The sequence below is a fragment of the Martinezella sp. CNPSo 3959 genome, from assembly GCF_057784355.1.
The window spans coordinates 947,335-972,715 of sequence record NZ_JBXSOV010000001.1 but is presented as its reverse complement, the minus strand read 5'-3'; the positions used below and the strand labels follow the sequence as shown (position 1 = coordinate 972,715).

The window sequence follows — 25,381 nt, the reverse complement described above, 5'->3', positions numbered from 1 at the left end:
CATGACAGGCGAACAATCCGCCAATGCATTTGCAGCCTCCGGGCCGATCGTCCTGATCGGCGCCGGTAACATGGGCGGGGCATTGCTGACGGGGTGGCTGAAAAACGGCGTGCCGGGATCATCCGTCATCGTTGTCGATCCAAACCCTGCCGAAGCGATGCGCAAAATGATTGCGGATGCCGGCGCAAGCCATGTCACCGAGGTTCCGAAAGGCGTGACGGCGGGAGTTCTCTTCATCGCCGTCAAGCCGCAACTGATGGACGCAGTCCTGCCGCCGTTCAAGCCGCTTGTGGGCGAGACGACGGTCGTCGTCTCCATCGCGGCCGGCAAGACGCTGTCCGCGCTTGAAACGCATCTGGGAAAAGCGGCCATGGTGCGCGCCATGCCGAACACGCCCGCTATGGTCGGGCGTGGTGTGACGGGCGCTTTTGCCAATGCACGCGTGAGCGACCGCCAGCGGCAGCTGGTTCAAAACCTGTTGAAGGTATCCGGTCCGGTCGAATGGGTGCCCGGCGAAGCCGATATCGACTCGGTAACCGCCGTCTCCGGCAGTGGTCCGGCCTATGTTTTCTATCTCGTGGAATGCATGGCGGAGGCGGGCCGAAAGCTTGGCCTGCAGGCGGACCTCGCCATGCGGCTCGCACGGGAAACCGTCGCGGGGGCTGGTGAACTGTTGCACCAGTCTCCCGACGACGCTTCGCGTCTGCGCCAGAACGTGACCTCTCCCGGCGGCACCACAGCTGCGGCGTTGGGCGTCTTGATGGCGGAGGATGGCATGCAGCCGCTGTTCGATGCGGCCCTCGAGGCGGCGCGCAAACGGGCACAGGAATTGGCCGGCTGAGTTTTCTATAAAGGCAGGACATGGCGGAAGAGATCACTTACGGCGATTTCGAGCGGGTGGACATCCGTGTCGGGACGATCATCGAGGCGGAAACTTTTCCGGAAGCGCGCAAGCCCGCTTACAAGCTCAGGATCGATTTCGGGCCGGAGATCGGAATCAAGCGTTCCTCCGCGCAGATCACCGTGCACTATACGCCGGAAACCCTTGTCGGCCGGCAGGTGCTGGCGGTCGTCAATTTTCCGCCGCGTCAGATCGGGCCGGTGCGCTCCGAAGTGCTGACCCTCGGCTTCGAAGACGAAGCCGGCGCGATCGTTCTGGCCGCGGTGACCCAGCCGGTGCCGAATGGCAAACGGATGATGTGAGCCTTTTCCTTTCGCAATAGGAGAGGGGCGGCGTCAGTGAATATCCCGTGCTACCGGGTCGGTCAGGCTGAAATCGAGGAATTCCGCTTCGAAGCCTTCGCGTTGCGGCGAGCAGAAGGCCGGGCCGACCAAGACTTCCTCGAGCATCGGATCGAACCAGGCGAGCCTTGCCATCCGCCATTCGCTCATGCGGTCGGTGCGATACTGGATGAAGAGGGCGTCGCCGTTGCGGGTGACCCGCGCCGACATGACATCGAACTCGTGATCGAGGCGGAAGGCTGACCAATCGGAATTGCCATTGGTGACGACGACGCTGAAATGCCTGGCGCCGTCGGTATATTCTATCCCGCATTTCATCCAGTGTTTGGCATCATGGCGGATCATCAGGCCGGCCTGATCGTAAAGCTCGCGATAATGCCCGACGAAGGTGACTTCGGCGGTAAAATCGCGCCGGCGGGGCGTTCCAAGAAAATGACCGTCGTCGCGGTGGAAGCCGTAATAGGTTTCCTGCCAGAAATCGGTCTTATTGCCGGATTGAACGAACAGGCGTCCCTGGTTCACTTCCCACATGGGCGGCGTGTTCAACCAATGCATGCCCTCGATATCGATCGGCATATGCTCTCTCCCTCAGGCAGGAATGCGGATGGTGGCGCGCAAGCCCCCGAGCGGGCTGTCGCCGAGCGTGACGTTGCCGCCATGGCTGCGGGCGATGTCGCGCGCAATGGCAAGGCCGAGACCTGTGCCGGATTTATCGAGATTGCGGGCTGAATCCAGCCGGAAGAATGGTTTGAAGACGTCGTCTCGCGCGGCGACGGGAATGCCGGGGCCGTCATCGTCAAAGATGATCGTCAGCCATTTGGCGCTGTGCCTGGCTTCGACGCGGAGGCTGTTGGCATAGCGTCGTGCATTGGTGGCGAGGTTCGTCACCAGACGGTTGAATGCATTCGGCCGGACGGAGATTTCGTCATCCCCTTCAATGGAGAAGCTCATGGACTTGTCGTGCAGCGTGAAGTCCTGCCGGATCTTTTCGAGGATATCACTGAGCTTGAATTGTCCGACATCTTCTTCCGCCTCGCCGCGCGCGAAGGCCATATAGCCCTCGAGCATGCTTTGCATGTCTTCTACGTCTTCGCTGAGGCCGACAAGATCCGGATTTTCGCCTACAAGGGCCAGCTGCAGCTTGAAGCGGGTGAGAACGGTGCGTAGGTCGTGGCTGACCCCGGAAAGCATAGCCGTGCGCTGTTCGATCTGCCGTTCGATGCGCTCGCGCATCAGGATGAAGGCAAGGCCCGCTCGGCGTATTTCGTCGGCGCCGCGGGGAGAGTAGTTTTCCAGGCGCTGGCCCTTGCCGAAGCTTTCCGCCGCCTGAGCCAGCGCCAGGATCGGGCGGATCTGGCCGCGCAGGAACAGGACGGCGATGCCGATCAGCACCAGCGAGGTGCCGACCATCCATAGAATGAAGATATGGGTATTCGAGGCATAGGTCTGGCTGCGTTTGGCGAAGACGCGCAGCACCTTGTCCGGCAGTTTGATGCGGATTTCGACCAGACTGGAGTTGCCGACGGTATCGATCCAGAAGGGTAGATTGATCTGTTCCTTTATCTCGTCGCTCAAAATGCCATCGAGGATCGAGAAGAAGGGCTTTTCGCGCGGGGCCGGTAGTTCGCCCCCGGGTTCGATCGATATGCTGAGGTCGAGCTTTTGCCGCGCCATCTGCGTAATGGCAGAGTAGTCGGCATCCTGCGGATAGGTCTGGATAATGGTGATGATGGCGGCGATGTCGCGCGTGGTCGCCATCGACAGCCGCTGCGTCACCATCTGCCAGTGGCGCTCCATGAAGACGACGGTAACAACCGCCTGCAGAATGATCATCGGCAGGATGAAGATCAGCAATGAGCGGGCGTAGAGGCCGGTCGGCAGGATATATCGACGCATCCAGCGCGAAAGCCACCGCAATCCGTTGGACGGCGTGTGATCCTGGTCGCGTCTGATGGAATCGAATGTCACCATAATCTGGTCCCGCGGGCCGATCTCAATCTATGCTCAGGCGATAGCCGATACCACGCACCGTCTGCAGCCAGATAGGGTTGGCAGGGTCATCTTCAATCTTGCGACGCAGCCGGTTGATCTGCACGTCGATCGTCCGCTCTCCCACTTCGGCGTCGCTGCCGATGAGTTCATGTCGCGGGATCGTCTCGCCGGCGCGCTTGGCAAAGAGCAGCATGATTTCCTGCTCGCGATCGGTAAGCCGGATGAGTTCCGCGGCCTTCTTGAGCTCCTTGCGGGTGAGCGAAAAGGTGTACGGCCCGAACATGACCAGTTCGATCTTCGGGGAATCGGCGGGCGCATTGCGCCGCAGAATATTGTTGATGCGCAGCACCAGCTCACGCGGGTCGAAGGGTTTCGGCAGATAGTCATCTGCGCCGGCCTCAAGGCCCGCTATACGGGAATCGGCTTCGGCCAGCGCGGTCAGCATGATGATCGGAATGTTCTTGATGGCCCGCAGGCTCGACGTCAACGCAATGCCGGATTCGCCGGGCATCATCACATCCATGATGATGAGATCGAAATCGAGCCCTTCCAGCTTGCGGCGGGCTTCGGCGCCATCGGCGGCAGCCGTGACGCGGAAGCCTTTCTCCATAAGGTAGCGATTGAGGAGGGCGCGGATACGGGTATCGTCGTCCACTACCAGAAGATGTGCTGCGTCATCCGAAATTGCTGCTTTTGTCGTCATTCGATCAATCTCGATCCTGTCCTACCCGTCGGTTTCGTTGACGCATTCCATTCCGGCCCCGCAGACTGGATGCTGTCATTTTACGGTCTGCATTCCTCTCAGGAAACGCTTCACGCTTTCGCGCGTCGCTTCGGACGCGCCTTCGAATGCCCTTTCAATGCGGCGCGATTGGGGCTCGGCCAAAGCCAGCGCCAAGTCTCTGCCGGCTTGCGTCGGGTACAGCTTGCGCTGCCGCCGGTCCTCCGGACCTGCGACCTGGCGAATATAACCCGAATCGATCAATTGTTTGAGAACCCGCGCCAGACTCTGTTTTGTGATCTGCAATGTTTCCAGAAGGTCCGCAACCGTCATGCCGGGTTCGCGGTTAACGAAATGGACGACGCGATGATGAGCCCGGCCGAAGCCGCTCTTGAGCAGAATCTGGTCCGGATCGGAAACGAAATCGCGGTAGGCGAAGAAAAGCAGCTCGATGATCTCGAAATCGATGCTTCCCGCGTTCTGCAACGGCGTGGCCAGCAGCTCCGTCTTTGCCGCATTCTGGCTCATCTGTCGTGGCACCGTGGCATTTCCTTTCCTATTATGGAGCATTCGGGAAACTTTCGCAAAAATACGTCAGGCCTGTTGACGCATTTTTACGTTGCCGCCCGGCTTCGCACAATGCCATGTTGCTCGAATGGCGCTGCTTCATGAGGAAATTAAGCGCGGTCCCAACGAAAACTCTAACATATCCTGTATTTTCGCGCACTGCCACCGGTGTTGAGACTCAGCGATTGGCCGTATGGCGGTCGGCAGATCGTCTGGGGCGAGTGGAGACGAGAGACAGACGCCTCGGGCTGGAAAGCCGATGCATATCCGACCGTCGAAGACGGCAAAAACCCTGGAGATGTCATATTTTTCCGCTCCGCCCGGCTAGAAGCACGGCTGAGGCAGCTATGGCCAAGCAGAATTGCGCATTGATCCGCACAAGCCGGGTCATTGCCAAGCCCGGCCTGCACGATCCGATTATTTACGACTTGCGGCCGAGAACGGCACCGACGATCGCGGAGAGTACGCCGCCGGCAACCAGCGAGGATATGCCCTGCGCGATAAGGCCGGTAAGGGCCTCGCTGCCGATCAGGTTCAGGATCAGGCCGCCTCCAAGGCCGCCGACGGCCCCGGCGATCGTTCTCGCAACGAGATTGATCCCGTCCTGCTTCAAAACGGCGCTCGCGGCGTTGCCGCCGATCGCACCGGCAATCAATTGCGTAATAATAGGCCCTAGACTTTCCATGACTGCCCTTCTCCCATAATTCCGGAGACGCTTCCGGATGCCTTCTCGCCGCAAACAGGTTCGATGCCAGGCAGCGGCGATAATCCCTACTGATATTAGAATTACATCATGCATGGATCGCTGGAAATAGAAGGGCAACTCAAACGGGAGAATTCCGCAATAATTTCAGGGGAAATCCGCGGTTTGGACATGCGGCTGTCTCGCCGCATGTCAATTTCGCCATTTTATGCGTCCTGTGAGGCGAATCAGCGGTAGACGTAGACGATCCTGCGCGTGCCGGGATCGACGAGAACCGGCTGATGGTTCACCTCGACATAGCTGTATTGATAATCCGGAATGCGGTGCACCTCCACGTTTTGCGGGACGGTGGCGCCCACGACCAGATCACCATTCAACCGAACCGTATCGACCGGGTTGTCATCAATATAGGTCCGGACTTCCTCTGGCGGGGTGACGGCGACCACATCGGTGCCGTTCTCATTGACAGGACCCAGTAACTGATCGTTCGGACTTGGCTGAACGCGCTGGACGCTGCCGGTCCGGACGGGGTCTGTCTGTTCATAGATGATGGTGGGAATACCCAGGTCATCCCGATGGTCCTGGACGACGACCGAGGCGCCATTCTGTTCCACGCTTAGATATTGCGCATAGACCCAGCCCCGCATGCCGTTGACATCGACCCGGCACCAGCGGCTGCCCTCGACGCAGCCATCCAGAGTGGCTTCGGACCCTCGTGTGGCGATGCCGACTGTTGGGAATTCCGCGCCTGGACCGGAACGAACTTCGATGTCGGTGGCGGTCGTTGCGGCCATCTCGGCCTGGGCGAGACCCGCACTGCCGAGAAGGACAAAGCCGGTCAGCAACAGATTTCTTTTCAAGGACATTGGTTTTCTCCTTCTGTCTTGAAAGACTTCTCTTCAACGCTTCGGATGCTTCGGTGTTCCGGTTGGCCAGGCGAGAGCAATCTAACGATCGGTCGAAAATCAGAATAAGCATATGGAATAACGTGCCATTCCCGAATTTCACGAGGATGGTCTTCGTTGCCCGCGCCACTTTGCAGCCTACAGGGGCTGTTTTACCGGGAGTTTGCCGCTATACCGGCGACAAGACGATCAAACAGACGAGGCGCTCCATGGGCATGCTCCAGGCCGGCATCATTCCGGTGACCCCTTTCGAACAGAACTGCACCATCCTGTTCGATCCGGAGACGAAGGAGGGCGTGGTGGTCGATCCGGGCGGTGATGTCGATATCATCCTGCAGACGGTGCGCGAGAACGGCATTACTCTGAAGGCCATCTGGCTGACGCACGGCCATATCGATCATGCCGGCGGTGCCGACGAGGTGCGCGAAGCGCTCGGCATCGAGGTGATCGGTCCCCATGAAGACGACCGCTTCCTGCTCGAGGATATCGAAGGCAAGGGCAAGATGTTCAACATCAGCGGCGTGCGCAACGTCACGCCGGACCGCTTTTTGAAGGAGGGGGACAAGGTCTCCTTCGGCGAGCATGAGTTCGAGGTTTTCCACTGCCCCGGCCATGCACCGGGTCACGTCATCTATGTCAACCGGAAGCAGGGCTTCGCCCATCTCGGCGACGTGCTGTTCAACGGCTCGATCGGCAGAACGGATCTGCCCGGCGGCAATCACCAGCAGCTTTTGGAATCGATCCGCGACAAGGTCTTTCCGCTGGGCGATGAGGTCGGTTTCATCTGCGGCCATGGACCTGGCAGCCGCATCGGCGACGAGCGCCGCACCAATCCCTTTCTGCGCGGATTATGAGGAGAGCTCCTCTCGCTTGTTAGCGGCCATCCGGCCGCTTTGCTAACATTTCGAGAGAATATCATCGACAACGCTGGCCGGCGGCGCGGTGGCGTCAATGGTCACCGCGTTTTTCGGAACATCCTCCTGCGTCGCGTGCAATCGCATGATGACATCTCGCTCGGCAGGCCTACCGCCAAACTCATCTTCCGGCCTGCTGGCAAGGCGGTGCCTCAGCGTGTCCAGATCGACATTCAGAACGAAGATTTTATCGAACAGATCGATAAAGCGATCGAAATTCCGGGAGCCGCCGCAGAAGAAGGAGATCGGGTGGCTTCGATCGGCGGCCAGTGATTTGACCTTGTCGACATCCCAAAGGTGATGTCTGTGCCCGAAGGTCACATCCGCAATGTACTTCCGAAGGGCATAAGCATCCAGCGGTTCACCCGTTTCCGGATGGCCCTTATAGGCCAACTCCCGGTCACCATGGATCACATGATAGCCGCGCCGCTGCAGTTCGGCGGCGACAGCGGTCTTGCCGGTTCCTGAAACACCTTCGATCAAATAGTTCTTGATGCCCATTTGAAAGGGGTGCCTTGGTTCCTGCATTCTCATGCGGGGGTATGGTCGAAATCAATCGGCCGTGCAGAAATGGCGTATGCCGTCATAGCCGACATAGGTGCCGGAGCGGCTGTCGAAGCTTCTATAACGGTCGTAGCAATAACGCATCCACGCCGGCGACCAGGGACGCAGGCCATATGCCGGCGGCGGCGCGTCATAACTGACGTCACGCTCGACATAAACACGGCGCGGCGGTGGACGATAATAATAGGCCGGGGGAGGCGCATCGTAGTCCGGATCGACATAGGCCGGGGCCGGCTCGACGTAGCGCGGCTGGCTGGCAATGGCGGAGCCGACGATCAAGCCGGTTGCAAGCCCCGCAGCGCCGAGCGCCCAACCATCGCGGTTGTGATGGCGCCAATATTCATCGGCGGAAGCAGCACTCATGGAAGTGACCGTCAACGCCGCGGCGACGGCAGACATGACGAGCGTTTTGCCGAGTATGGTCATTGGCCTGTCCTCTAAAGGAGGCGGGATAAAAATCAGTCCCGCTCTTTCATGGAAGGCAAATTATATGGGGCAAACTGAATACAGACTGAATGACAAAACCCGGCATTGCTGCCGGGCCTCAACTCGAATTTGATAACCGTAGGGTGTCTCAGCCAGCAATCTGCAGATTGACGGCCTTCGGTCCCTTGCCGCGGCGATCCGGTTCCGTGTCGAAGCTTACCTTCTGGTTTTCCGACAATCCTGCCAGACCAGAAGCCTGAACTGCAGAAATGTGTACAAAGATGTCTGCGCCACCCTTGTCCGGTTTGATGAAACCGAAGCCCTTATCGGTATTGAAAAACTTTACAGTGCCAGTCTCGGCCATGCCTCAGGTCCTTTTCTCTCTGCCCACCATCCACACGGGCAGCATTACTTCAGTTGCCCTTGCGGGCGCTTGCAGGCAGTTCTCGAAATTTGAAGGAAAAGGTCCCCGTAACTCGGCATGGACGCGATGCGATGTTTGCCACCCCGCTTCTCGACCAAGCTGACCGGAATATTAGCGTTTCCGGCTCGCAATTCTATTAGGACTTCCCATGCTCTAAAAATGCCCGAACAGTGTTGAGAGTGCTGTGTTTAGGGGAAATTGGCAAGCAAAAGTTTTTTGACGTGGCACAACCGGCACAATACAGTAATGCGAACATGTTAAGGCGATTCGCAAATTTTCCCACTTTGAAACAAGTTTCTAAGGGTTTTGCATCGCTCGCGATATAGTTTTGGCAAAATTTCCGCAAATCCGCTGGTCTGAACGGCTGTTTTCGCTCGTTCGAAAAATTTTGGCGAGCCATGCCGTCAAGCGACTAAAAGCGCGCATTTCCGGCGTTTTTTACGCTGTGGCGTCGCGTCGGCGAGTCAATTCCGGCACCAATTCCACGGCCAACATCGCCGTAAACATCAAGGCGCAGCCGGCATAGCCAAGTGGGCCGATGGTCTCGCCGAGCAGCAAGGCGCCGAGCGAAGCTCCGAACAGTGCTTCCGAAGACAGGAAGATCGCAGCCTGGGGTGCGGTCGTATAACGCTGGCCGATGATCTGCAGCGCAAAAGCCAGGCCGGAGGAAAAGATGCCGACATAGAGGATCTCGCCGAGCGCGGCGTTGATATCGGCAATGCTGATTGGTTCGATGACGGCGGCAACCGCGAGAGCGAGAACGGCTGTGACGGCAAATTGCGTGGCGGAAATACCGAGCGGTCGACCGGTTTCGTTGACGGCGGAGCCGGCAAGCGTGATTTGGGCCGCCCAGAAGAGGGCGCAGATCACAGTCAGGAAATCGCCAACGGTAAGGCGCGAGAAGGAGCCGCCCGAGAGCAGGTAGATGCCGCAAAGCGCCATCAAGGCTGCAGGCCAGATGACCCAATGCGGCGAGCGGCGCAGGAAGATAACGGCGATCAGCGGCACGAAGACCACGTAAAGGCCGGTTATGAAACTGGAGTTGGTGACGGTCGTCGTCAGAAGGCCAAGCTGCTGCGTTGCCGCACCGCCGAAAAGAGCAAGGCCGATCAGCAAAAAGGAGAGCCAGTTGCGAGGCGTCAGGGGCTTCGCAGCCTTCCTGTTTTCCATCCAGACGAAGGGCAGGACGACCAGGGTGGCGACGGCGAATCTGAGACCGATGAACCAGAAGGGGCCGATCGCCTTCATCGCTGTCGATTGCGCGACGAAACCGCCGCCCCAGATCGCGGCGGCAAGCAACAACAACAAATTCGCCTGTATGCGAGACATCTGCATCCTGCGGAAAGGGGAGGAAAAACGAGGCCGACCGTTAGCAGCTGCTTTTGCTTGCGGCAAGGCAGAAAGGCGCGAGAAGCGGAATGCCTCCCGCTAGCCTGCAGCCCTCGAAATCCTCAGGAGCGCACCATCGCTTTCATCCGTCGTTATCAGCAAGGCACCATCGGGCGCGACTATTACATCGCGCATGCGGCCGAATTTTCCCTCAAACATACGTTCCTGTTCGGTGATCTTGCCTTTGCCGTCCTGGCTTACCCGTGAGAGCAGCTCGAACTTCAGCGCCGTGACGAGAAAATCGCCGTTCCACTCGGGAAACATCTTGCCGCGATAGACGGCAATGGCGCCGGGCGCGATCGAAGGATCCCAATAGAAGCGGGGCTGCTCCATACCGGCCTTTGCCGTGCCAATGCCGATCTTCGTGCCGGAATAATTGACGCCGTAGGAGATGACTGGCCAGCCGTAATTCTTGCCGGCTTCGGGCGTGTTGATCTCATCGCCGCCCCTGGCGCCATGTTCTGCCGTATAGAGCCTGTTTGTCTGGCTGTCGAACGTGATGCCCTGCGGATTGCGATGGCCCTTCGACCAGATTTCGGGCAGGGCATGCCTGCCGTTCTTGAAGGGATTGTCGGCGGGGATGCTGCCGTCCGTGCCGATATGGATGATGGAGCCGGCGTCGTCGTGAAAGTCCTGAGCTCGGTCCTCCTGGCCTCGATCGCCGAGGCTGACGAAGAGGCTGCCGTCGCGGGCAATCGCGATGCGCGAACCATACTGGATATTGCCGCGCGACAGCTTGTTCATCAGGAAGATACGCTTCACATCGCTCAGCTGCTTCTCGTCCGGCGATAGTCTGGCGCGGAATACGGCCGTGCCGCTTCCGCCGTCACCCGCCACGGAGGCGGTGAAATAGAGAGTGCGGTTGCTGGCGAAGTTCGGATCAAGGGCTATATCGAGGAGGCCGCCCTGGCCGTGTGCGTAAACTTCGGGCACGCCTGATATAGGGCTTGAGACCTTGCCGTCGCGGATAAGGCGCATGCGGACTGGCCGCTCGGTCACGAGGTAGGCGCCATCCGGCAGCACTTCGACGGCCCAGGGGTGATCAAGCCCCGTCGCGACCGTTTCGACTTTGACATCAACCTTTTGCGTCTTGAAAGTCTGCACCGGTTCGGCAAGCACCGATGTTGCCGTGAGCAGAGCGCCGGCCATCAAGGCGATGGAGAAACCCGTTCTGCCTAATCCCGTTCTGGTGCCGCGCATCTTTTCGACCTCCCCATAGGCTCGCTTTTGCAAGGTGGGACCGTTCGATTACCATTCAAGGCGGATCGCGGAACCGATAACGTCTTTGTGTTCTTGCCTTCGGCGAAAGGACGTTTGGGATCTGCCGATCTCGTCTGCAGGCGGAAGCATTTCCCATGCAAGAGGCATCCAACTGAAGGCGCGAGAAGCCGATGTTGAAGAAGTGTCTGATCCATATAGGAAATTCCCACCGTCTTCAGAGTTTGATTCAGGTGCTTAGCGTGATGATTCAAGTTGAGAGGGGTTGGAGGTGCCGAGCTACGGCTGATCTAACCTTGGCGAAAGGGGCGTGTGGTCTCTTGGGCAGGCTTCTAGCCGGATAAAAAAGCTAGCGCGCACGGCGCGGAAAGCCATGAAATAAAGCCACTGTGACGCCTTTGTGCTTGAAACGTCGGTCCATATTCGACATAGAGCTTAGCGCAGAAATCTGGTCCACAGGCTTTCTGCCATTTTCAACCGAATAGGACCGATCATCATGGCCTTTCTTGCCGACGCTCTTTCCCGTGTAAAGCCTTCTGCCACCATCGCCGTTTCCCAGAAAGCGCGCGAGCTGAAAGCAAAAGGACGCGACGTGATCGGCCTCGGCGCCGGTGAGCCCGATTTCGATACGCCCGATAATATCAAGACGGCGGCCATCGACGCGATCAACCGCGGCGAGACAAAGTACACGCCGGTTTCCGGCATCCCGGAACTGCGCAAGGCGATCGCCGCCAAGTTCAAGCGCGAGAACAATCTGGACTATGCTCCCGAGCAGACCATCGTCGGCACGGGTGGCAAGCAGATCCTGTTCAACGCTTTCATGGCGACGCTGAACCCGGGCGATGAAGTCATCATCCCGACCCCTTACTGGGTTTCCTACCCGGAAATGGTGGCGTTGTGCGGCGGTACGCCGGTTTTCGTCGCGACGACGCAGGCCAACAGCTTCAAGCTGCAGCCTGCTGACCTCGAAAAGGCGATCACGCCGAAGACCAAGTGGTTCATGTTCAATTCGCCGTCCAACCCGTCGGGCGCTGCCTATTCGCATGCCGAGCTGAAGGCGCTGACGGACGTGCTGGTCAAGCATCCGCATGTCTGGATCCTGACCGACGACATGTACGAGCACCTGACCTATGGCGAGTTCAAGTTCGCCACCCCGGTCGAGGTTGAGCCGAGCCTCTATGATCGTACGCTGACGATGAACGGTGTCTCGAAGGCCTATGCCATGACCGGCTGGCGCATCGGTTATGCCGCCGGCCCGCTGCAGCTTATCAAAGCCATGGACATGATCCAGGGCCAGCAGACCTCGGGCGCAACCTCGATCGCGCAGTGGGCTGCCGTCGAAGCGCTGAACGGTCCGCAGGACTTCATTCCGCGTAACAAGAAGATCTTCGAAGGTCGCCGTGATCTTGTAGTTTCGATGCTGAACCAGGCGAAGGGCATTTCGTGCCCGGTTCCGGAAGGCGCCTTCTACGTCTATCCGTCCTGCGCCGGCCTGATCGGCAAGACGGCTCCGACCGGTAAGGTCATCGAGACGGACGAGGATTTCGTCTCCGAGCTGCTGGAATCGGAAGGCGTTGCCGTCGTCCACGGTTCGGCTTTCGGCCTCGGCCCAAACTTCCGCATCTCTTACGCGACCTCGGAAGAACTGCTCGAAGAAGCTTGCCGCCGCATCCAGCGTTTCTGCGGCGCCTGCAAATAAGCGGCTAGCGATAGCTTACATGGAAAGCCCGCCAGAGATGGCGGGCTTTTTCGTATTCAAGCTGACGGTTTCGGCTTCATCAAATGATTCAAGCGCTTTGCAATTTGAATCCGCCAATCGACGCAAGTCCTTGAAATCGGAATCAAAGACCGAGCGCCGTCAGCATGATGAAGGTGGCGAAGAGAATGAAATGGGTCATGCCTTCGATGGCGTTGGTTTCGCCGTCGTTGAGGTTGATGGCGGCGACGATGAGCGTGATCATCACCATGACCGTCTGCACCGGCGACATGGCCATGATGAAGGGCTGGCCGGTGTAAAGTGCGATCGCCTCCATGACCGGCACAGTGAGGATGACGGTCGAAAGAGACGCGCCGAGAGCGATGTTGACAGTCGCCTGCATGCGGTTTCTGAGGGCTGCGCGTAGCGCCGTCAGAATTTCCGGCGCTGCCGAGATGGCGGCGACGACGATGGCGGCGATGGCGGGCGGAGCGCCGGTGCCCTTGAGGCCGGTATCCATGGAGGCCGACATGAATTCGGCGAGCGTACCGATCAGGACGACGCCGATCAGGATTGTCACGATCGAAGTCGCCGTGGAGTCCTCTTCATGATGCTCTTCAGCCTCCGCTGTTGCGAGCTTTTTTTCCGTGCGCGGATAGCTATAGCTGAAGAAATAGCTGTGCCGGCCGACCTGCATGCGCAGGAATAGCGCGTAGAGCGCGATCATCGCGACGATGGTAAAGGCGGAATAATAGTGCCATTTCGGATCGGGAATGAACTCCGGCACGATCATCGAAATGCCCATGGCAGTCAGGATCATCACGCCATAGGTACGGCTGGAATCATCATTATAGGGCTGTTCGCCATGCTTCAGCCCGCCGAGGAGGGCGGCAAGGCCGAGGATGCCGTTGATATCGAGCATGACGGCGGCGTAGATCGTGTCGCGCACCAGCGTCGGCGAGCTCTCGCCGCTCATCATGATGGCGAGGATGATGACCTCGACGGCAACGGCGGAAAGGGTGAGGATCATCGTGCCGTAGGGGTCGCCGACCTTGACGGCGAGCGTCTCGGCATGATGGGCGACGCGCATGGAGGCCAGCACAATGGTTGCGATCAATGCCGCAGCTGCGATCATTGATGCGCTCTGGCCCATTTCCAGAATGGAATGCTCGCCGACATAGGCGCAAACGGCAACTATCAATGCCACCAGCAGGTTTCTTTCCTGCGTAAACCACTTTGCTATGAGCACTTTCCCACCTCTGCGCCGATTCACGGTTGCACTCTAAAGCAAGGAGTTCGCACATCAAGCTTGCGGGAAGAGGGCGAAATTTGCAGTTAACGCGGTTTAATGGAATACTGCGCGGATAGGTCTGCCCAACCACAACGCCGCGGCATCCTCGAATCCGTCTCAGATGCACGCGATCCTGCCGGCAACGTCCGGTTTGAAGGTCTTGGCAGATGAGAAGGAGGATCTGAATGGTCAAGGTCGTTTACGAAATCGTGCCGCATGACGGTGGGTGGGCTTATCGCTTCCGTGATGTTTATTCGGAAGCATTTCCAACACATTCCGAGGCGGTGGAAGCCGCGAGGATCGTGGCGGCGGAACAGCAGATCGGGGGAGACTCAGCCGAAATCAGCTGGCAGGACGAGAGCGGCAAGTGGCATGAGGAATATGCAGATGGCGGTGACCGACCGGAAACGGAAGTCATCGACGGCCAGGTGCATTTCCCGCCGATCGATACCGCTCCTGGCGCTTAGCCTTTCGGCTTGTCTGATGCCTTTTCTATGATTGCGTCGACGAAGTGACGCTTTTCGGCGGTGTAACGATCGCCATGACATAGGGCGCCAGCAATCGCTGAAGCTTGTCACTGATGCGCTCGAAATCCTCTGGCCAGCGCGGATCGTATGGCACCAGTTCCACTGCTGTTGCCATGGTCAGGATCCATTCTCCACGCTGTTTTCCTTGATATAATCAAGCAATCCCGTCACCAGGGCATCGAATGTCACGCGGCAGCGTGGCGATGTCTTCAGGTTTTCATGCATGACGATCCAAGTGTCGATCTCGACCTTGATCTCCGGCAACAACTGCACGAGGGCTGGATCGCGGCTTGCTAGGGGAATTTGAAGGAAGCTGATGCCAATGCCGGCGCGCAGGGCGTTGTGCAGAGCGATGCTGTGATCGGAGCGAAAGCTGAAGGAAATGCCTTCGAGCATCGGATAACGCTTCGTCATCATGCGGATATAGGCCGTCTGCCGATCGAAGCCGATGAGCTTGTGCCGACGCAAATCCCCGACGGTTTCGGGCTTGCCGTACCGCTCGATATAGCTGCGATGGGCGAAGAGGCCGAGAGAGATGATGCCGATATGCCGGGCGAGCAATGCTTCTTGCGCGGGCGCGACCATGCGCACGGCGATATCGGCCTCACGCTGCAGCAGATCCTCCACCGTATCGGAGGCTGAAAGCTCTACGATCAGATCGGGATATCCTGCCTGCAGCTTGGCAAGGATGGGCGGCAGCACTTCGACGCCGATGACTTCGCTCGCGCTGATGCGCACCGTGCCGCTGACCTTGTCCTTCGAGCCGGAGGCTGCGCGCAGCAGAGCCGCGGCCGTGCTTGCCAGAGTTTCGGCATAAGGCCTCAGAGCGAGGGCGGTGTCAGTCGGCAACAGCCCCTGTTGCGAACGCGTGAACAGTTCTGCGCCGACCGATTGCTCCAATGCAAGGATATGACGGCCGACCGTCGGCTGTGTCAGGCCCAGTTCGCGGGCAGCGGCCGACAGCGAGCCGTGTTCCAGCACGGCAAGAAAGGTGCGATAGAAATCCCAGCTTGGCTCAGTGAGTTTTGTCATACATTTATGTATAACATATGCAGATTTTTCGGCAATTTCGTTTATCGCCGATACCAAGCATAGTCAGCCCATCGAAACCGATGGAGATGACAATGAGCAACCACAAGGAAAGCACGAAGACAGCCCTGGTACTCGGCGCGACTGGCGGCATTGGCGGTGCTATCGCGGAAGGGCTTGCCCTTCGCGGCTGGCGCATCCGGGCACTAAACCGCAATGCGGCCGACGCGGCTCGCCGCCAGCCGGAATTCGACTGGTTCCAGGGCGATGCCATGCAGGCGGATGATGTTCTGAAGGCGGCGCAAGGTGCGGATGTCATCGTGCATGCGGTCAACCCGCCGGGCTATCGCAATTGGGGCAAGGTCGTCCTGCCGATGCTCGACAATACCATTGCCGCGGCCAAGGCGGTCGGTGCACGGATCGTGCTGCCAGGTACGGTCTATAATTTCGGTCCCGATGTTTTCCCGATTGTCACGGAAGACAGCGCGCAGCGGCCGAAGACCCGTAAAGGGGCCATCCGCGTGCAGATGGAGCGGCGTCTGAGGGCAGCGGCAGAGCAGGGCGATAGCCCTGTCATCATCGTTCGCGCCGGCGATTTCTTCGGGGGTGCGCGCGCCAACAGCTGGTTTTCTCAAGCCATGGTGACGCCGGGTAAACCGATCACTTCGATGACCTATCCGGGCAAACGCGGCGTCGGCCATCAATGGGCCTATCTGCCCGATGTTGCCGAAACCATGATCCGGCTGATCGAGAAAGGCGACGAGCTGCCGGCCCTCGCCGTCTATCATATGCGCGGTCATTGGGATGGAGACGGCAGACAGATGATCGAAGCCGTGCAGCGCGTCGTTGGACACAAGGTGAAGGTGAAATCGTTTCCCTGGTGGATAGTACCGCTAGCCTCTCCCTTCGTGACATTCATGCGGGAACTGCGCGAGATGAGCTATCTCTGGGATGTGCCGTTGGAGATGCGGAACGACAAGCTGGTGGCTGTTCTTGACGAGGAACCGCATACGCCGATCGATGAGGCCGTTCGCAGCAGCCTGGCGTCGATCGGTTGCCTGCCGGCGGCATCAGCCTAATGTCAGGCATTGAGTTCGGCGAAGGCAATACCGGCGACGGTGAAATCCGAATCTGCATTCCTGGTGTCGCCATCGCTCAAGAACCATGTTGCCGAAAGCCCCGCATAGGCAATGATCCATCGCAGAAGGCGTTTCGGTTCGAGGCCCGTCTCGGCACAGACGATTGGCAATTGCCGTTGCAGGCGACCCGGCTTCGTGACGGTGGGCAGCTCGGGATTGCAGAAGATATTGGCGAAATCGAACCCGCGTTCGCCATAGACCCGCTTGGGATCGATTGCGAGCCAGCCGCGAGGACCGAAGTCGAGAATGTTCTCGTGATGGATGTCCCCGTGCAAAATCGTCTGGTCGCGTTGATCCGCCAGAAGCCGCGCGGCCACTTCGGCACAGGCAGCGAGCATGCCGCCATGGATGCGCGCCGCCGGTTCAAGCTCCCAAAACCAGCGATCCAGCGGGACGAGATCCGACGGTAGCGGCTTGGCCTTCCGCGCATGCAGCTTCGCAGCCGTCCGACACATGATCCGGCTTGCCTCGTCGTCTTCTCCCTGCATCGCCATGGTGAGTAGGGAGCCTGCCCCGGTCGCCCGCTCCATAAGGGCTGCATCGTCATCATGTTCGTAGACGAAGGCTGCACCATCGCCATCCCACCAACGCAGCACGCGATTGCCGAACTTCTCGTCGACATTTTGTGCAACCTTGACCATGGCGGGCTTCTCCCGCCAGATGACCGGAAGAAGATGGCTCGAATGGGTGATGATGGGATCGCCGTCCGGCGTCAGTGACCAACGGTCTATGTAGAGATCAAACATATGTCAATTTTGCTATGTGTGGGTATCATGATTTCGCGATAGGTACGCCTGCTTAGCTCGGTTGTGTCATTCCTGTTTTCAAGCGCTGAAATAGAAAAACCCTCGCAACGGTTCGTCGCGAGGGCACTTTGTTGGCGTTGATATAGTTCCATAGGCCTGGCCACGCGGGAAGGCGCTGCCTGGGAGATGGATCGCTACTTAAGCCGCTTCGTCCAGGGCCGGATAGTCGGCGTAACCCTTGGCGCCGCCGCCATAGAGCGTTGCCTGGTCCCACGTTGCAAGCGGCGCATTTTCCTTCAGGCGACGGACAAGATCCGGATTCGAAATGAACGGCTTGCCGAAGGCAACGACATCAGCCTTGCCGCTCTCGACAGCTTCGATCGCCATTTCGCGGGTATAGGCATTGTTGAGCATCCAGCCTGCCCTACCGCCTGCTGCCTTATAGGCCGCGTGCAGCGCGTCGTAGTCGAAGGGCAGGAAGTCGCGCTTGCCGCCGGTCTGGCCTTCGACGACATGGATATAGGCAAGGCCGTATTTCGCCAGGCCTTCGACGACATGGGTGAAGAGCTGCTGGGGAGCCGGGTCGCTGGCATCGCCAGAGGGTGTGACGGGAGAAATGCGGATTGCCGTGCGGCCAGCGCCTACTTCCTTGGAGACCGCATCGACCACTTCGAACAGGAAGCGGGTGCGGTTCTCGATCGAGCCGCCATACTGGTCGGTGCGATCGTTGATATCGCCGCGCAGGAACTGGTCGATCAGATAGCCGTTGGCACCATGGATCTCGACGCCGTCGAAACCGGCATCGATGGCGGCGCGGGCGGCCTTGCGGTAATCTTCAACAATGCCCGGAATTTCCGCGGTTTCCAAGGCGCGTGGTTCGGAAACATCGGCAAAACTGCCGGTGCCGTCGCTATTGACGAGATAGGTCTTGGAATTTTCAGCGCGCCTGGAGGTCGAGGAGACCGGCTTGCCGCCGTTCGGCTGCAGGGTCGTGTGGGAGATACGACCGACATGCCACATCTGGACGACGATCTTGCCGCCATTGGCGTGCACGGCTTCCGTCACTTTCTTCCAGCCGTCCAGCGCTTCCTTGCTGTAAAGGCCGGGAACGTTGGCGTAGCCCTGACCTTGATGGGTGATTGCCGTTGCCTCGGTGATGATCAGGCCCGCGGTCGCGCGCTGGGCATAATATTTGACGTTCAGATCGTTCGGCACAGCATTCGGCGAGCGATTGCGCGTCAGGGGCGCCATGACGATGCGGTTGGCGATGGAGATATCACCAAGCTTCGTGGGTTCGAACAGTTTGGTCATGGGTAGTCCTTTCTTTTGGGGGAGGGAGAAATCAGGAAGAGGCAACCGCCGGGTCCGAGGAACCTACTGTTTAAGGCAGCGCTTCTTGGGGAAAGTCGCGTCGGTTGCGAGGGACGTGAGCGTGTGTGCAGGGAGAGCAGCCGACATTTTCAGAGCTCCTTTTGCATGGCTGCAAGGAATTCTGTGATGATCTCCTCGTTGCGCTTGTAGAAAATCCACTGGCCGAGGCGCCGGGTCGTCACCAGGCCGGCACGGTGAAGCGTGCCGAGGTGGGCCGAGACGGTGGACTGCGAGAGACCGCACCGCTCAAATTGGCTGGCGCAGACACCGAGCTCCAGCGGGTGTTCTTGCGTCGGAAAATGTGTTTCGGGATCTTTCAAGTGGTTGAGGATTTCCAGCCGGGCCGGATTGGCCAAGGCCTTCAATATCTCGTTCTTGTCCATGGTGTTCGCCACTCAATATCGAATAATTGCGATTTATGTATCGACGATTTTCGATATATCAAGGGCGAGGCCGAATATTATTTTCGGCAAGGCTGCCGACGTGCGTGCTCAGAAATTGGGCAAAAAAAGAGGGCCGCCGGTATGAACCAGGGCCCTTATAGGTGTGAAGGTCAAAACCTCCAGAGGGGAACAGCCAATGCGGTGGAACTGGGAGGAAAAGCCACCGTGTGCATCAGCTGTGTGCGTTATGATGTTAATTTGTGCAGTGCGCAATGCTTTTTTGTGCATGGCAGTTATGCGTTTGGTGTGCCTGGGACAAAAGAGCAAAAAAAAGGGCCTCCGGAATGAACCAGGGCCCTATAGGTATGAAGGTCAAAAACCTCCAGAGGGGAACAGCCAATGCGGTGGAACTGGGAGGAAAAGCCACCGTGTGCATCAGCTATGTGCGATATGGTAGTTAAATGTGCAGGCTTCAACTCTCATTTGTGCATATCAGCTATGCATCATATGCGCGGCTCGTTTTCTGGCCTAAAAAGAGTTGGTTATCAGTGACTTACCTTCGTCAGAAATTCCAGTTGCGCGCTTTGGCGACGATAAAATCACGGAAAACCTTGAGCTTGGCCGCATTCTTCATTTCGTCCGGATAGCAGAAATAGGTGTCGAAGGACGGCACGTCTGCATTGATCGCGAGTTGAATAAGGCCTGGGTCGCGGCCGACGATATAATCGGGCAGGACTGCGATGCCAATACCAAGCAGGCAGGCGCGCTTGATTGACGTCTGGCTGTTGATCTGCAGATGCGGAGCGCGCTTGTTGTCGGATGAGCGGCCGGCAATCTCGAGCCAGTTGACATCCAGCAGGTAGTTCGGTGCCGGTTCGCCAAAGCTGATGATGCGATGCTCGTCCAGATCCTCGACCGACTGCGGCTCGCCGTAGCGGTTGATATAGGAGGGGGCGGCATAGACGTGCATGTGCACGGTAAAGAGCTTACGCTGGATCAGATCCGATTGTTGCGGCTGGCGCAGACGGATGGCGCAATCGGCGTGGCGCATGTTCACGTCCAGCTCCTCATTGTCGAGGATGAGCTGGATCGACATGTCAGGATAAAGCTGCAGGAATTCCTGGATCTTGTCGGTGAGCCAGCCCTGGCCGAGGCCAACGGTCGTCGTCACGCGCAGCTTGCCGCTCGGCTTGTCGGTCGTCTCGGTCAATTGCATCTTGACCGTTTCGAGCTTCAGCAGAACGTCATGGGCCGTGCGATAAAGCAGCTCGCCCTGTTCCGTCAGGATGAGGCCGCGCGCATGGCGGTGGAAGAGTTTTATGCCGACATCCTGCTCGAGAGCGCTGACCTGGCGGCTGATGGCGGATTGGGACAAATGCAACTTGTCTGCCGCATGCGTGAACGAACCCGCTTCGGCAGCCGCGTGAAAGATACGCAGCTTGTCCCAATCCAATGGCATGCCGTTTCCCCTCATCGGCTGCATCACTCCGCAGCCACAGCGACGGGCATGTGCCCAGTCAGATAGCGTTCCGCTTCAAGTGCTGCCATGCAGCCCATTCCCGCTGCCGTGATCGCCTGCCGGAACGTATCGTCGGTCACATCACCGGCCGCATAGATGCCTTCGACGTTGGTCGCAGTCGAATCCGGTGCGGTCCAGAGATAACCATTGTCTTTGAGCTTCAATTTGCCCTTGAAGAGCTCGGTCGCCGGCGCATGGCCGATGGCAACGAAGACGCCGTCGATCGGCATCTCCGTGATGGCGCCAGTGCGCGTCTCGCGCAGGCGCGCGCCCGTGACGGATGGCGGCATCGGCGGCTTGGCCGGCGTGCCTGTGATCTCCGCGACCTCAGTGTTCCAGAGAATCCTAACGTTTTCCTTGGCGAACAGGCGCTCCTGCAGGATCTTTTCCGAGCGGAAAGTATCGCGGCGATGCACCACCGTCACCGATTTGGCGATGTTGGAGAGATAGAGTGCTTCCTCGACGGCGCTGTTGCCGCCGCCGACCACGATCACATCCTTGTTGCGATAGAAGAAGCCGTCACAGGTGGCGCAGGCGGAGACGCCGAAGCCCTGAAAATGCTGTTCGCTCTCGATACCCAGCCATTTCGCCTTGGCGCCGGTGGCAATGATGAGAGTGTCGGCGGTCCAGACCTGGCCGCTGTCGGTATGGGCAACGAAAGGACGCTTGCTGGTATCGACTTCGGTCACGAGGTCGTTGACGATCTCGGCGCCCACATGCTGGGCCTGCTGCAGCATCTGCTCCATCAGCCACGGACCCTGGATCGGATCGGCAAAGCCCGGATAATTCTCGACATCGGTCGTGATCATCAGCTGGCCGCCCTGTTCGAGACCGGCGATCAGAACGGGCTGCAGCATCGCGCGCGCGGCATAAACCGCGGCGGTGTAACCGGCTGGGCCGGAACCGATGATGAGCACCTTCGTGTGGCGGGCAGGCATAGTCAGTCCTTTCAATTCGGCGATTGCGAAACCGCGGCTTCAAGCGCGCAAAACAGGCGATTTCGCGATCCGCGCTTCATTTATGATTGCCTTATGCATTTATTCAAGGGCAGCCTTGCATTACACACAGAGCAAATCTGCTTTGTGTTAGAATCAACTACGCGGGAGAAACTTTCTTGCGTATTTTCCTGCCTTATATAGAAGCTGGCGAGGGGGAATTAAAGAAAGGCAAAAAAGTGCTTCGCGCTGAGCTCGATGCTATCGATATCAAGATTCTGCGGGAACTCCAGCGGGACGGACGCATGACCAACGTCGAGCTCGCGGACCGGGTCGGCATTTCGGCGCCGCCATGTCTGCGCCGCGTGCGCAAATTGGAAGAGGCCGGCGTCATCGAAGGCTATCACGCCATGCTGAACAGCCCGAAACTGGGCTTCGATCTCGTGGCTTTCTGCATGGTCGGCCTCAAGCATCAGTCGGAAGCGAATCTCAAGGCTTTTGCCAGCGCGACTTCCGCGTGGCCGCTTGTTCGGCAGGCATGGATGGTGTCCGGCGATAGCGATTTCCTGCTGCACTGCGTCGCGGAAAATCTTACCCGCTTCCAGGACTTCGTCATCGAAGTTTTGACGGCGAATGAGCATGTCGACACTGTGCGCACCATGCTGACCATCCGGCAAGTCAAGAAGCTGGGCCTGGTGGAGCTTTAGGCGAATGGCGGATCGCCCCTGGCATCGGTCGCTGATCAAATCCGGCGTGCGCCTTTTCCTGGGCGGCTCGCGGGCTCATGTGCAGGACTGGTTTCCGGGGCTCAGTATCGTCCGCAGCCAGAATGTCAGCGAGGTGCTTTACCGCGGCGTCAAGGTCGCGAGCCTTGCGGGCATGGACCGTCTGCGCGAACGCTGCGGCGATGCGGTCTATATCGTCGGGTCAGGCCCATCGATTCGCGATAACGATCTGAGCGGCCTGGAATTCCGCAGCGCCATTCTTTTGAATGGTGCCATCGGCCTGTCAGGCGACACAATCTCCGAGCCTTTGGCAATTGCAGTCGAGGACGAGCGTTTTGTCTGGCGGCATCTTGATATGCTGCGCGAGAAGGTGGCTCCCGGTTCGCTTTGCCTGTTTTCCGTGGCGGTGCTGCGTGCGCTTTGCGAGATCGACAAAAGCTGGCTGGCGGACAAGACGATCATCCTGATCGACGATATCCGCAAGCCCTATGGCGCGCGCCGCCGCTCCCTCGAGGATCTCAAAAAACTGCAATATGTGCGATTGGATGCTGAGGGTTCGGCGGGTTTTTCGCTTTCGCCAGATCGCGGAGTTTTTCTGGGCGGATCCGTTGCCGTCTCGGCCCTGCAATTTGCTCTTTACTGCGCGAAGCATCAGGTCGGCTTTTTGGGGATCGATATCTCCAATGCCGGCGAGCCCCGCTTTTATGAGACCGCCGGAGATACCGCTTTTTCCGGTATTGCACGCGCTGAAGCCCGCATCATCGAGCATCTGGTGCTGGCGCGGCAGATCGCAGCCGAGCGCGGCGTCTCTTTCGTCAACTATTCCCGCGTTTCGGCGTTGCTCAAATATGATTTTGGTTACGACGACAGGTTTGCGTTGAAGCCGCAGGCTTGATCTTTGCCGGAACCGGCGAGCCTGCTGTGAAATTAGGGTCGATGGAATGAAGCTTATGCGCTGGCTGAAACCCAAGGCGTCCGACGCCAAGAAGCTGTCCATCGATCCGCCTGAGCCAAGGGCAGGGCGCCATGGCATCGCCATTGCCGCCTGTGTGAAGAACGAGGCTCGTTATATCGAGGAATGGGTGCGCTTCCACCAAGCGGTCGGCATTCGTCACTTCTATATCTATGATAATGGATCGACGGATGAGACCTGTTCGCTTCTTCGAAGCCTGCTCTCTGAGGATGCGTTGACGATTGTTCCCTGGGCCGGGCGCATGCGCGATGCGGCGACATCGGCGGTACTGAACGGCCAGGTCATTACCTTCGCGCATGCCATCCTAAATTTCGGCGGTGACTACCGCTGGATGGCATTTATCGATGTGGACGAATTCCTCCTGCCGAAGGAGGCAGCGACGGTCGAGCAGGCGTTGGAAGCCGTCGGCGATTTCCCGAATGTCTCGCTGCCCTGGCATATGTTTGCGACCAGCGGCCATGAGATGCCGCAGGACGGACCGTTGACGTTGAATTATACGATGCGCGGCGCGAATCCGATGACGACGAAGGAAAACGTCAGCAATTTCAAGTGTATCGTCGATCCATGTGAAGTAACAGAAGTTAGTGTGCACCAGTTCCGGACGCGGGCCTATGGCGATCTGACGGCTAATGACGCGGGCAAGCGGTTTACCCGGCGTGCGCGAAAGTCGCCCGAGTTCTATTCGAACCGTTTTCTGCAGCTGAACCACTATTATACGAAATCCCGGCAGGAGCTGATGGAGAAGCTGGCGCGGGGTTGGACCTATGACGCGAGTGCGACGAAATATCGGGACAAGGTCCTGTCCATCGTCAAAAGCATCGAGGAAGACATGGTGGAGGATCGTTCGATGATCGATTTCATCGAGCGCGAGCGCATCGATCTCGGCCGTTGATCGATCCGCTCACTTGTTGGCGACCAGCAGCCGCTTGTATATGTCGCCGATGGCGGTCGCTTCCTTTTCCAGGGCGAATTCGCTGCGCACATGGCGCACGGCATTTTCTCCCTGGCGAAGGGTTTCCCCCGGATTGGCCAGATAGAAGGCGATCGCTCTGGTGAGAGCTTCGCCATCGCCCGCCGGCACCACGGCGCCGGTTTCGCCCGGTACGATCATTTCGGCATAGGCGCCGGCATCCGAGGCGACGACGGCGGTGCGGGAAGCCATGGCTTCCAGCGGCGTCAGACCGAAACCTTCGTTGCGGGAAGGGGCGACATAGAGGGTGGCGCGGCGATACCAGGGCTTGATATCGTCGACTTCGCCCATGAAGCGGATGCGATCGGTGAGGCCTGCATCCGCCACCATCTTTTGCAACTGCTCGCCAAAGCCGCGATGTTCTGATGTCACGCGGCCGCAGACGACGGCTGTCCAGTCCGGATAGCGCGGCAACAGCTCGATCATCGCCTTGACGAAGAGATCCGTGCCCTTCTGATGGCGGACGCGGCCGAAGCAGCCGATCAGATAGGTGCCGGGCAGGCCGGTTGCGGCCATGCGGTCATCAGGCTTTTCCGGCGGATGGAAGCTGTTGAGGTCGACGCCGTGCTGGATGACGGTGTGCGGCACCTCGAGAAAGCTGCCCGAGCGGGTGCTGGTGGCGATCACGGCATCCATGCGGCGGATCAGCCAGCGTGTATAGCCGGTATGGCGGCGCTGGGCGGCCGAGGTAAAGACGAGCTTGAGCGGCATGCGCAGAACGGAGCGCAGCAGCAAACCCGCCAGCATTTCGTTGTTGCGGCGGGCATGCCAAATGCGGACGCGATAGCGGCGCGGCTTCATCCACAGACCGGGCAGGCGGAGCCAGCCGAGCCTTGGCAGGTTCTCCGGCAGGCCGGGGCCGAGTGTGGCGATATGATAGCCGAGCTCGACCTGCTTGGGGATGAGCTGCACGATCGTAGATGTAACGCCGGAAAGCCGGCGTTTGAAATTCGTTGCTATGATTTCGATCTCATGGAGATCGCTCGCATGCGCTGTCTCGCGATCGCGCACG

General features: G+C 58.8%; 29 protein-coding genes. 9 read left to right on the top strand and 20 right to left on the bottom strand.

The window, feature by feature from the left end; genetic code table 11:
• The first annotated feature begins 1 nt into the window (after position 1).
• Together proC and AC13RE_RS04910 are read left to right on the top strand one after the other, a co-directional pair.
• Positions 2 to 841 (top strand): pyrroline-5-carboxylate reductase, encoded by an 840-nt coding sequence (gene proC, locus AC13RE_RS04915; protein WP_132717135.1) that lies wholly within the window; start codon positions 2 to 4, stop codon positions 839 to 841.
• 20 nt (positions 842 to 861) lie between these two features.
• Positions 862 to 1,203, top strand: coding sequence for a tRNA-binding protein (locus AC13RE_RS04910; protein ID WP_132717134.1), 342 nt, complete (start codon positions 862 to 864; stop codon positions 1,201 to 1,203).
• A 33-nt stretch (positions 1,204 to 1,236) separates the two neighbouring features.
• Here AC13RE_RS04910 and AC13RE_RS04905 read toward each other — a convergent pair whose 3' ends face one another.
• From AC13RE_RS04905 to AC13RE_RS04880, 6 genes are all read right to left on the bottom strand, one after another.
• Complete coding sequence (locus tag AC13RE_RS04905) at positions 1,237 to 1,818, bottom strand: DUF1349 domain-containing protein (RefSeq protein ID WP_488562141.1); 582 nt, start codon at positions 1,816 to 1,818, stop codon at positions 1,237 to 1,239.
• Between the two features lie 12 nt (positions 1,819 to 1,830).
• A complete protein-coding gene (locus AC13RE_RS04900; protein ID WP_132717132.1) occupies positions 1,831 to 3,213 on the bottom strand; it encodes an ATP-binding protein in 1,383 nt (460 codons plus the stop codon).
• Positions 3,214 to 3,235: 22 nt separating this feature from the next.
• Positions 3,236 to 3,937: a response regulator gene (locus tag AC13RE_RS04895; protein ID WP_015340597.1), complete on the bottom strand. Its 702-nt coding sequence runs from the start codon at positions 3,935 to 3,937 to the stop codon at positions 3,236 to 3,238.
• Between the two features lie 75 nt (positions 3,938 to 4,012).
• Complete coding sequence (locus AC13RE_RS04890) at positions 4,013 to 4,483, bottom strand: MarR family winged helix-turn-helix transcriptional regulator (RefSeq protein WP_181476084.1); 471 nt, start codon at positions 4,481 to 4,483, stop codon at positions 4,013 to 4,015.
• A 460-nt stretch (positions 4,484 to 4,943) separates the two neighbouring features.
• Complete coding sequence (locus AC13RE_RS04885) at positions 4,944 to 5,207, bottom strand: hypothetical protein (protein ID WP_015340595.1); 264 nt, start codon at positions 5,205 to 5,207, stop codon at positions 4,944 to 4,946.
• A gap of 245 nt (positions 5,208 to 5,452) precedes the next feature.
• A complete protein-coding gene (locus AC13RE_RS04880) occupies positions 5,453 to 6,091 on the bottom strand; it encodes a DUF1236 domain-containing protein (RefSeq protein ID WP_488562140.1) in 639 nt (212 codons plus the stop codon).
• Positions 6,092 to 6,339: 248 nt separating this feature from the next.
• Between AC13RE_RS04880 and AC13RE_RS04875 the strand changes: the two genes are divergently transcribed.
• The gene (locus tag AC13RE_RS04875) at positions 6,340 to 6,984 is read left to right on the top strand and encodes an MBL fold metallo-hydrolase (RefSeq protein ID WP_488562139.1); all 645 of its coding nucleotides are present in this window, start codon (positions 6,340 to 6,342) and stop codon (positions 6,982 to 6,984) included.
• Positions 6,985 to 7,026: 42 nt separating this feature from the next.
• Here the strand turns inward: AC13RE_RS04875 and AC13RE_RS04870 are convergent, their stop codons facing one another.
• The 5 genes from AC13RE_RS04870 to AC13RE_RS04850 form a co-directional block, all read right to left on the bottom strand.
• On the bottom strand, positions 7,027 to 7,545 hold the full coding sequence (locus AC13RE_RS04870; protein WP_488562138.1) for a P-loop nucleotide/nucleoside kinase family protein: 519 nt from the start codon (positions 7,543 to 7,545) through the stop codon (positions 7,027 to 7,029).
• A gap of 51 nt (positions 7,546 to 7,596) precedes the next feature.
• Entirely contained in the window at positions 7,597 to 8,034 is a 438-nt protein-coding gene (locus tag AC13RE_RS04865; protein ID WP_488562137.1) for a BA14K family protein, read from the bottom strand.
• A 148-nt stretch (positions 8,035 to 8,182) separates the two neighbouring features.
• The gene (locus tag AC13RE_RS04860) at positions 8,183 to 8,398 is read right to left on the bottom strand and encodes a cold-shock protein (protein ID WP_004116423.1); all 216 of its coding nucleotides are present in this window, start codon (positions 8,396 to 8,398) and stop codon (positions 8,183 to 8,185) included.
• A gap of 498 nt (positions 8,399 to 8,896) precedes the next feature.
• On the bottom strand, positions 8,897 to 9,787 hold the full coding sequence (locus AC13RE_RS04855) for a DMT family transporter (protein ID WP_132717128.1): 891 nt from the start codon (positions 9,785 to 9,787) through the stop codon (positions 8,897 to 8,899).
• Between the two features lie 99 nt (positions 9,788 to 9,886).
• On the bottom strand, positions 9,887 to 11,047 hold the full coding sequence (locus tag AC13RE_RS04850) for a PQQ-dependent sugar dehydrogenase (RefSeq protein ID WP_488562136.1): 1,161 nt from the start codon (positions 11,045 to 11,047) through the stop codon (positions 9,887 to 9,889).
• A gap of 514 nt (positions 11,048 to 11,561) precedes the next feature.
• Between AC13RE_RS04850 and AC13RE_RS04845 the strand changes: the two genes are divergently transcribed.
• Positions 11,562 to 12,764 carry a pyridoxal phosphate-dependent aminotransferase gene (locus AC13RE_RS04845; RefSeq protein WP_488562135.1) on the top strand — a complete coding sequence of 401 codons (1,203 nt, stop codon included), beginning with the start codon at positions 11,562 to 11,564 and terminating at the stop codon, positions 12,762 to 12,764.
• Positions 12,765 to 12,906: 142 nt separating this feature from the next.
• Here the strand turns inward: AC13RE_RS04845 and AC13RE_RS04840 are convergent, their stop codons facing one another.
• Entirely contained in the window at positions 12,907 to 13,968 is a 1,062-nt protein-coding gene (locus AC13RE_RS04840) for a calcium:cation antiporter (RefSeq protein WP_488562134.1), read from the bottom strand.
• A 269-nt stretch (positions 13,969 to 14,237) separates the two neighbouring features.
• Between AC13RE_RS04840 and AC13RE_RS04835 the strand changes: the two genes are divergently transcribed.
• Positions 14,238 to 14,519 carry a DUF2188 domain-containing protein gene (locus AC13RE_RS04835; RefSeq protein WP_015340586.1) on the top strand — a complete coding sequence of 94 codons (282 nt, stop codon included), beginning with the start codon at positions 14,238 to 14,240 and terminating at the stop codon, positions 14,517 to 14,519.
• A gap of 25 nt (positions 14,520 to 14,544) precedes the next feature.
• Here AC13RE_RS04835 and AC13RE_RS04830 read toward each other — a convergent pair whose 3' ends face one another.
• Positions 14,545 to 14,694 carry a hypothetical protein gene (locus AC13RE_RS04830; protein ID WP_488562133.1) on the bottom strand — a complete coding sequence of 50 codons (150 nt, stop codon included), beginning with the start codon at positions 14,692 to 14,694 and terminating at the stop codon, positions 14,545 to 14,547.
• 2 nt (positions 14,695 to 14,696) lie between these two features.
• Positions 14,697 to 15,611, bottom strand: coding sequence for a LysR family transcriptional regulator (locus AC13RE_RS04825; protein ID WP_488562132.1), 915 nt, complete (start codon positions 15,609 to 15,611; stop codon positions 14,697 to 14,699).
• A 92-nt stretch (positions 15,612 to 15,703) separates the two neighbouring features.
• On the opposite strand from AC13RE_RS04825, the gene AC13RE_RS04820 reads away from it, so the two are divergent.
• A complete protein-coding gene (locus tag AC13RE_RS04820; RefSeq protein WP_488562131.1) occupies positions 15,704 to 16,687 on the top strand; it encodes an NAD-dependent epimerase/dehydratase family protein in 984 nt (327 codons plus the stop codon).
• 2 nt (positions 16,688 to 16,689) lie between these two features.
• Here AC13RE_RS04820 and AC13RE_RS04815 read toward each other — a convergent pair whose 3' ends face one another.
• The 5 genes from AC13RE_RS04815 to trxB form a co-directional block, all read right to left on the bottom strand.
• A complete protein-coding gene (locus AC13RE_RS04815) occupies positions 16,690 to 17,493 on the bottom strand; it encodes an aminoglycoside phosphotransferase family protein (RefSeq protein ID WP_488562130.1) in 804 nt (267 codons plus the stop codon).
• A gap of 198 nt (positions 17,494 to 17,691) precedes the next feature.
• The gene (locus AC13RE_RS04810; protein ID WP_488562129.1) at positions 17,692 to 18,804 is read right to left on the bottom strand and encodes an alkene reductase; all 1,113 of its coding nucleotides are present in this window, start codon (positions 18,802 to 18,804) and stop codon (positions 17,692 to 17,694) included.
• A gap of 149 nt (positions 18,805 to 18,953) precedes the next feature.
• Positions 18,954 to 19,247: an ArsR/SmtB family transcription factor gene (locus AC13RE_RS04805; RefSeq protein ID WP_488562128.1), complete on the bottom strand. Its 294-nt coding sequence runs from the start codon at positions 19,245 to 19,247 to the stop codon at positions 18,954 to 18,956.
• Positions 19,248 to 19,809: 562 nt separating this feature from the next.
• Positions 19,810 to 20,706 (bottom strand): LysR family transcriptional regulator VtlR, encoded by an 897-nt coding sequence (locus AC13RE_RS04800; protein ID WP_015340580.1) that lies wholly within the window; start codon positions 20,704 to 20,706, stop codon positions 19,810 to 19,812.
• A gap of 23 nt (positions 20,707 to 20,729) precedes the next feature.
• Entirely contained in the window at positions 20,730 to 21,704 is a 975-nt protein-coding gene (gene trxB, locus AC13RE_RS04795; RefSeq protein WP_132717118.1) for a thioredoxin-disulfide reductase, read from the bottom strand.
• A 236-nt stretch (positions 21,705 to 21,940) separates the two neighbouring features.
• Here trxB and AC13RE_RS04790 point away from each other — a divergent pair, with 236 nt between their 5' ends.
• The 3 genes from AC13RE_RS04790 to AC13RE_RS04780 are packed head-to-tail and all read left to right on the top strand — an operon-like array spanning position 21,941 to position 24,291.
• A complete protein-coding gene (locus tag AC13RE_RS04790; protein WP_015340578.1) occupies positions 21,941 to 22,408 on the top strand; it encodes an Lrp/AsnC family transcriptional regulator in 468 nt (155 codons plus the stop codon).
• A 4-nt stretch (positions 22,409 to 22,412) separates the two neighbouring features.
• Positions 22,413 to 23,321, top strand: coding sequence for a glycosyl transferase (locus AC13RE_RS04785; RefSeq protein WP_488562127.1), 909 nt, complete (start codon positions 22,413 to 22,415; stop codon positions 23,319 to 23,321).
• A gap of 55 nt (positions 23,322 to 23,376) precedes the next feature.
• Positions 23,377 to 24,291 carry a glycosyltransferase family 92 protein gene (locus tag AC13RE_RS04780; protein WP_488562540.1) on the top strand — a complete coding sequence of 305 codons (915 nt, stop codon included), beginning with the start codon at positions 23,377 to 23,379 and terminating at the stop codon, positions 24,289 to 24,291.
• A 9-nt stretch (positions 24,292 to 24,300) separates the two neighbouring features.
• On the opposite strand, the gene AC13RE_RS04775 is transcribed toward AC13RE_RS04780, so the two are convergent.
• A complete protein-coding gene (locus tag AC13RE_RS04775; protein ID WP_488562126.1) occupies positions 24,301 to 25,380 on the bottom strand; it encodes a glycosyltransferase family 4 protein in 1,080 nt (359 codons plus the stop codon).
• Position 25,381: the final 1 nt, after the last annotated feature.

What these genes read in the sequence shown, in the direction of transcription:
- proC (WP_132717135.1), top strand. Translation starts at nt 2, where the DNA reads ATGACAGGCGAACAATCCGCCAATGCATTTGCAGCCTCCGGGCCGATC.
- AC13RE_RS04910 (WP_132717134.1), top strand. Translation starts at nt 862, where the DNA reads ATGGCGGAAGAGATCACTTACGGCGATTTCGAGCGGGTGGACATCCGT.
- AC13RE_RS04905 (WP_488562141.1), bottom strand. Translation starts at nt 1,818, where the DNA reads ATGCCGATCGATATCGAGGGCATGCATTGGTTGAACACGCCGCCCATG.
- AC13RE_RS04900 (WP_132717132.1), bottom strand. Translation starts at nt 3,213, where the DNA reads ATGGTGACATTCGATTCCATCAGACGCGACCAGGATCACACGCCGTCC.
- AC13RE_RS04895 (WP_015340597.1), bottom strand. Translation starts at nt 3,937, where the DNA reads ATGACGACAAAAGCAGCAATTTCGGATGACGCAGCACATCTTCTGGTA.
- AC13RE_RS04890 (WP_181476084.1), bottom strand. Translation starts at nt 4,483, where the DNA reads ATGAGCCAGAATGCGGCAAAGACGGAGCTGCTGGCCACGCCGTTGCAG.
- AC13RE_RS04885 (WP_015340595.1), bottom strand. Translation starts at nt 5,207, where the DNA reads ATGGAAAGTCTAGGGCCTATTATTACGCAATTGATTGCCGGTGCGATC.
- AC13RE_RS04880 (WP_488562140.1), bottom strand. Translation starts at nt 6,091, where the DNA reads ATGTCCTTGAAAAGAAATCTGTTGCTGACCGGCTTTGTCCTTCTCGGC.
- AC13RE_RS04875 (WP_488562139.1), top strand. Translation starts at nt 6,340, where the DNA reads ATGGGCATGCTCCAGGCCGGCATCATTCCGGTGACCCCTTTCGAACAG.
- AC13RE_RS04870 (WP_488562138.1), bottom strand. Translation starts at nt 7,545, where the DNA reads ATGGGCATCAAGAACTATTTGATCGAAGGTGTTTCAGGAACCGGCAAG.
- AC13RE_RS04865 (WP_488562137.1), bottom strand. Translation starts at nt 8,034, where the DNA reads ATGACCATACTCGGCAAAACGCTCGTCATGTCTGCCGTCGCCGCGGCG.
- AC13RE_RS04860 (WP_004116423.1), bottom strand. Translation starts at nt 8,398, where the DNA reads ATGGCCGAGACTGGCACTGTAAAGTTTTTCAATACCGATAAGGGCTTC.
- AC13RE_RS04855 (WP_132717128.1), bottom strand. Translation starts at nt 9,787, where the DNA reads ATGTCTCGCATACAGGCGAATTTGTTGTTGTTGCTTGCCGCCGCGATC.
- AC13RE_RS04850 (WP_488562136.1), bottom strand. Translation starts at nt 11,047, where the DNA reads ATGCGCGGCACCAGAACGGGATTAGGCAGAACGGGTTTCTCCATCGCC.
- AC13RE_RS04845 (WP_488562135.1), top strand. Translation starts at nt 11,562, where the DNA reads ATGGCCTTTCTTGCCGACGCTCTTTCCCGTGTAAAGCCTTCTGCCACC.
- AC13RE_RS04835 (WP_015340586.1), top strand. Translation starts at nt 14,238, where the DNA reads ATGGTCAAGGTCGTTTACGAAATCGTGCCGCATGACGGTGGGTGGGCT.
- AC13RE_RS04830 (WP_488562133.1), bottom strand. Translation starts at nt 14,694, where the DNA reads ATGGCAACAGCAGTGGAACTGGTGCCATACGATCCGCGCTGGCCAGAG.
- AC13RE_RS04825 (WP_488562132.1), bottom strand. Translation starts at nt 15,611, where the DNA reads ATGACAAAACTCACTGAGCCAAGCTGGGATTTCTATCGCACCTTTCTT.
- AC13RE_RS04820 (WP_488562131.1), top strand. Translation starts at nt 15,704, where the DNA reads ATGAGCAACCACAAGGAAAGCACGAAGACAGCCCTGGTACTCGGCGCG.
- AC13RE_RS04815 (WP_488562130.1), bottom strand. Translation starts at nt 17,493, where the DNA reads ATGTTTGATCTCTACATAGACCGTTGGTCACTGACGCCGGACGGCGAT.
- AC13RE_RS04810 (WP_488562129.1), bottom strand. Translation starts at nt 18,804, where the DNA reads ATGACCAAACTGTTCGAACCCACGAAGCTTGGTGATATCTCCATCGCC.
- AC13RE_RS04805 (WP_488562128.1), bottom strand. Translation starts at nt 19,247, where the DNA reads ATGGACAAGAACGAGATATTGAAGGCCTTGGCCAATCCGGCCCGGCTG.
- AC13RE_RS04800 (WP_015340580.1), bottom strand. Translation starts at nt 20,706, where the DNA reads ATGCCATTGGATTGGGACAAGCTGCGTATCTTTCACGCGGCTGCCGAA.
- trxB (WP_132717118.1), bottom strand. Translation starts at nt 21,704, where the DNA reads ATGCCTGCCCGCCACACGAAGGTGCTCATCATCGGTTCCGGCCCAGCC.
- AC13RE_RS04785 (WP_488562127.1), top strand. Translation starts at nt 22,413, where the DNA reads ATGGCGGATCGCCCCTGGCATCGGTCGCTGATCAAATCCGGCGTGCGC.
- AC13RE_RS04780 (WP_488562540.1), top strand. Translation starts at nt 23,377, where the DNA reads ATGCGCTGGCTGAAACCCAAGGCGTCCGACGCCAAGAAGCTGTCCATC.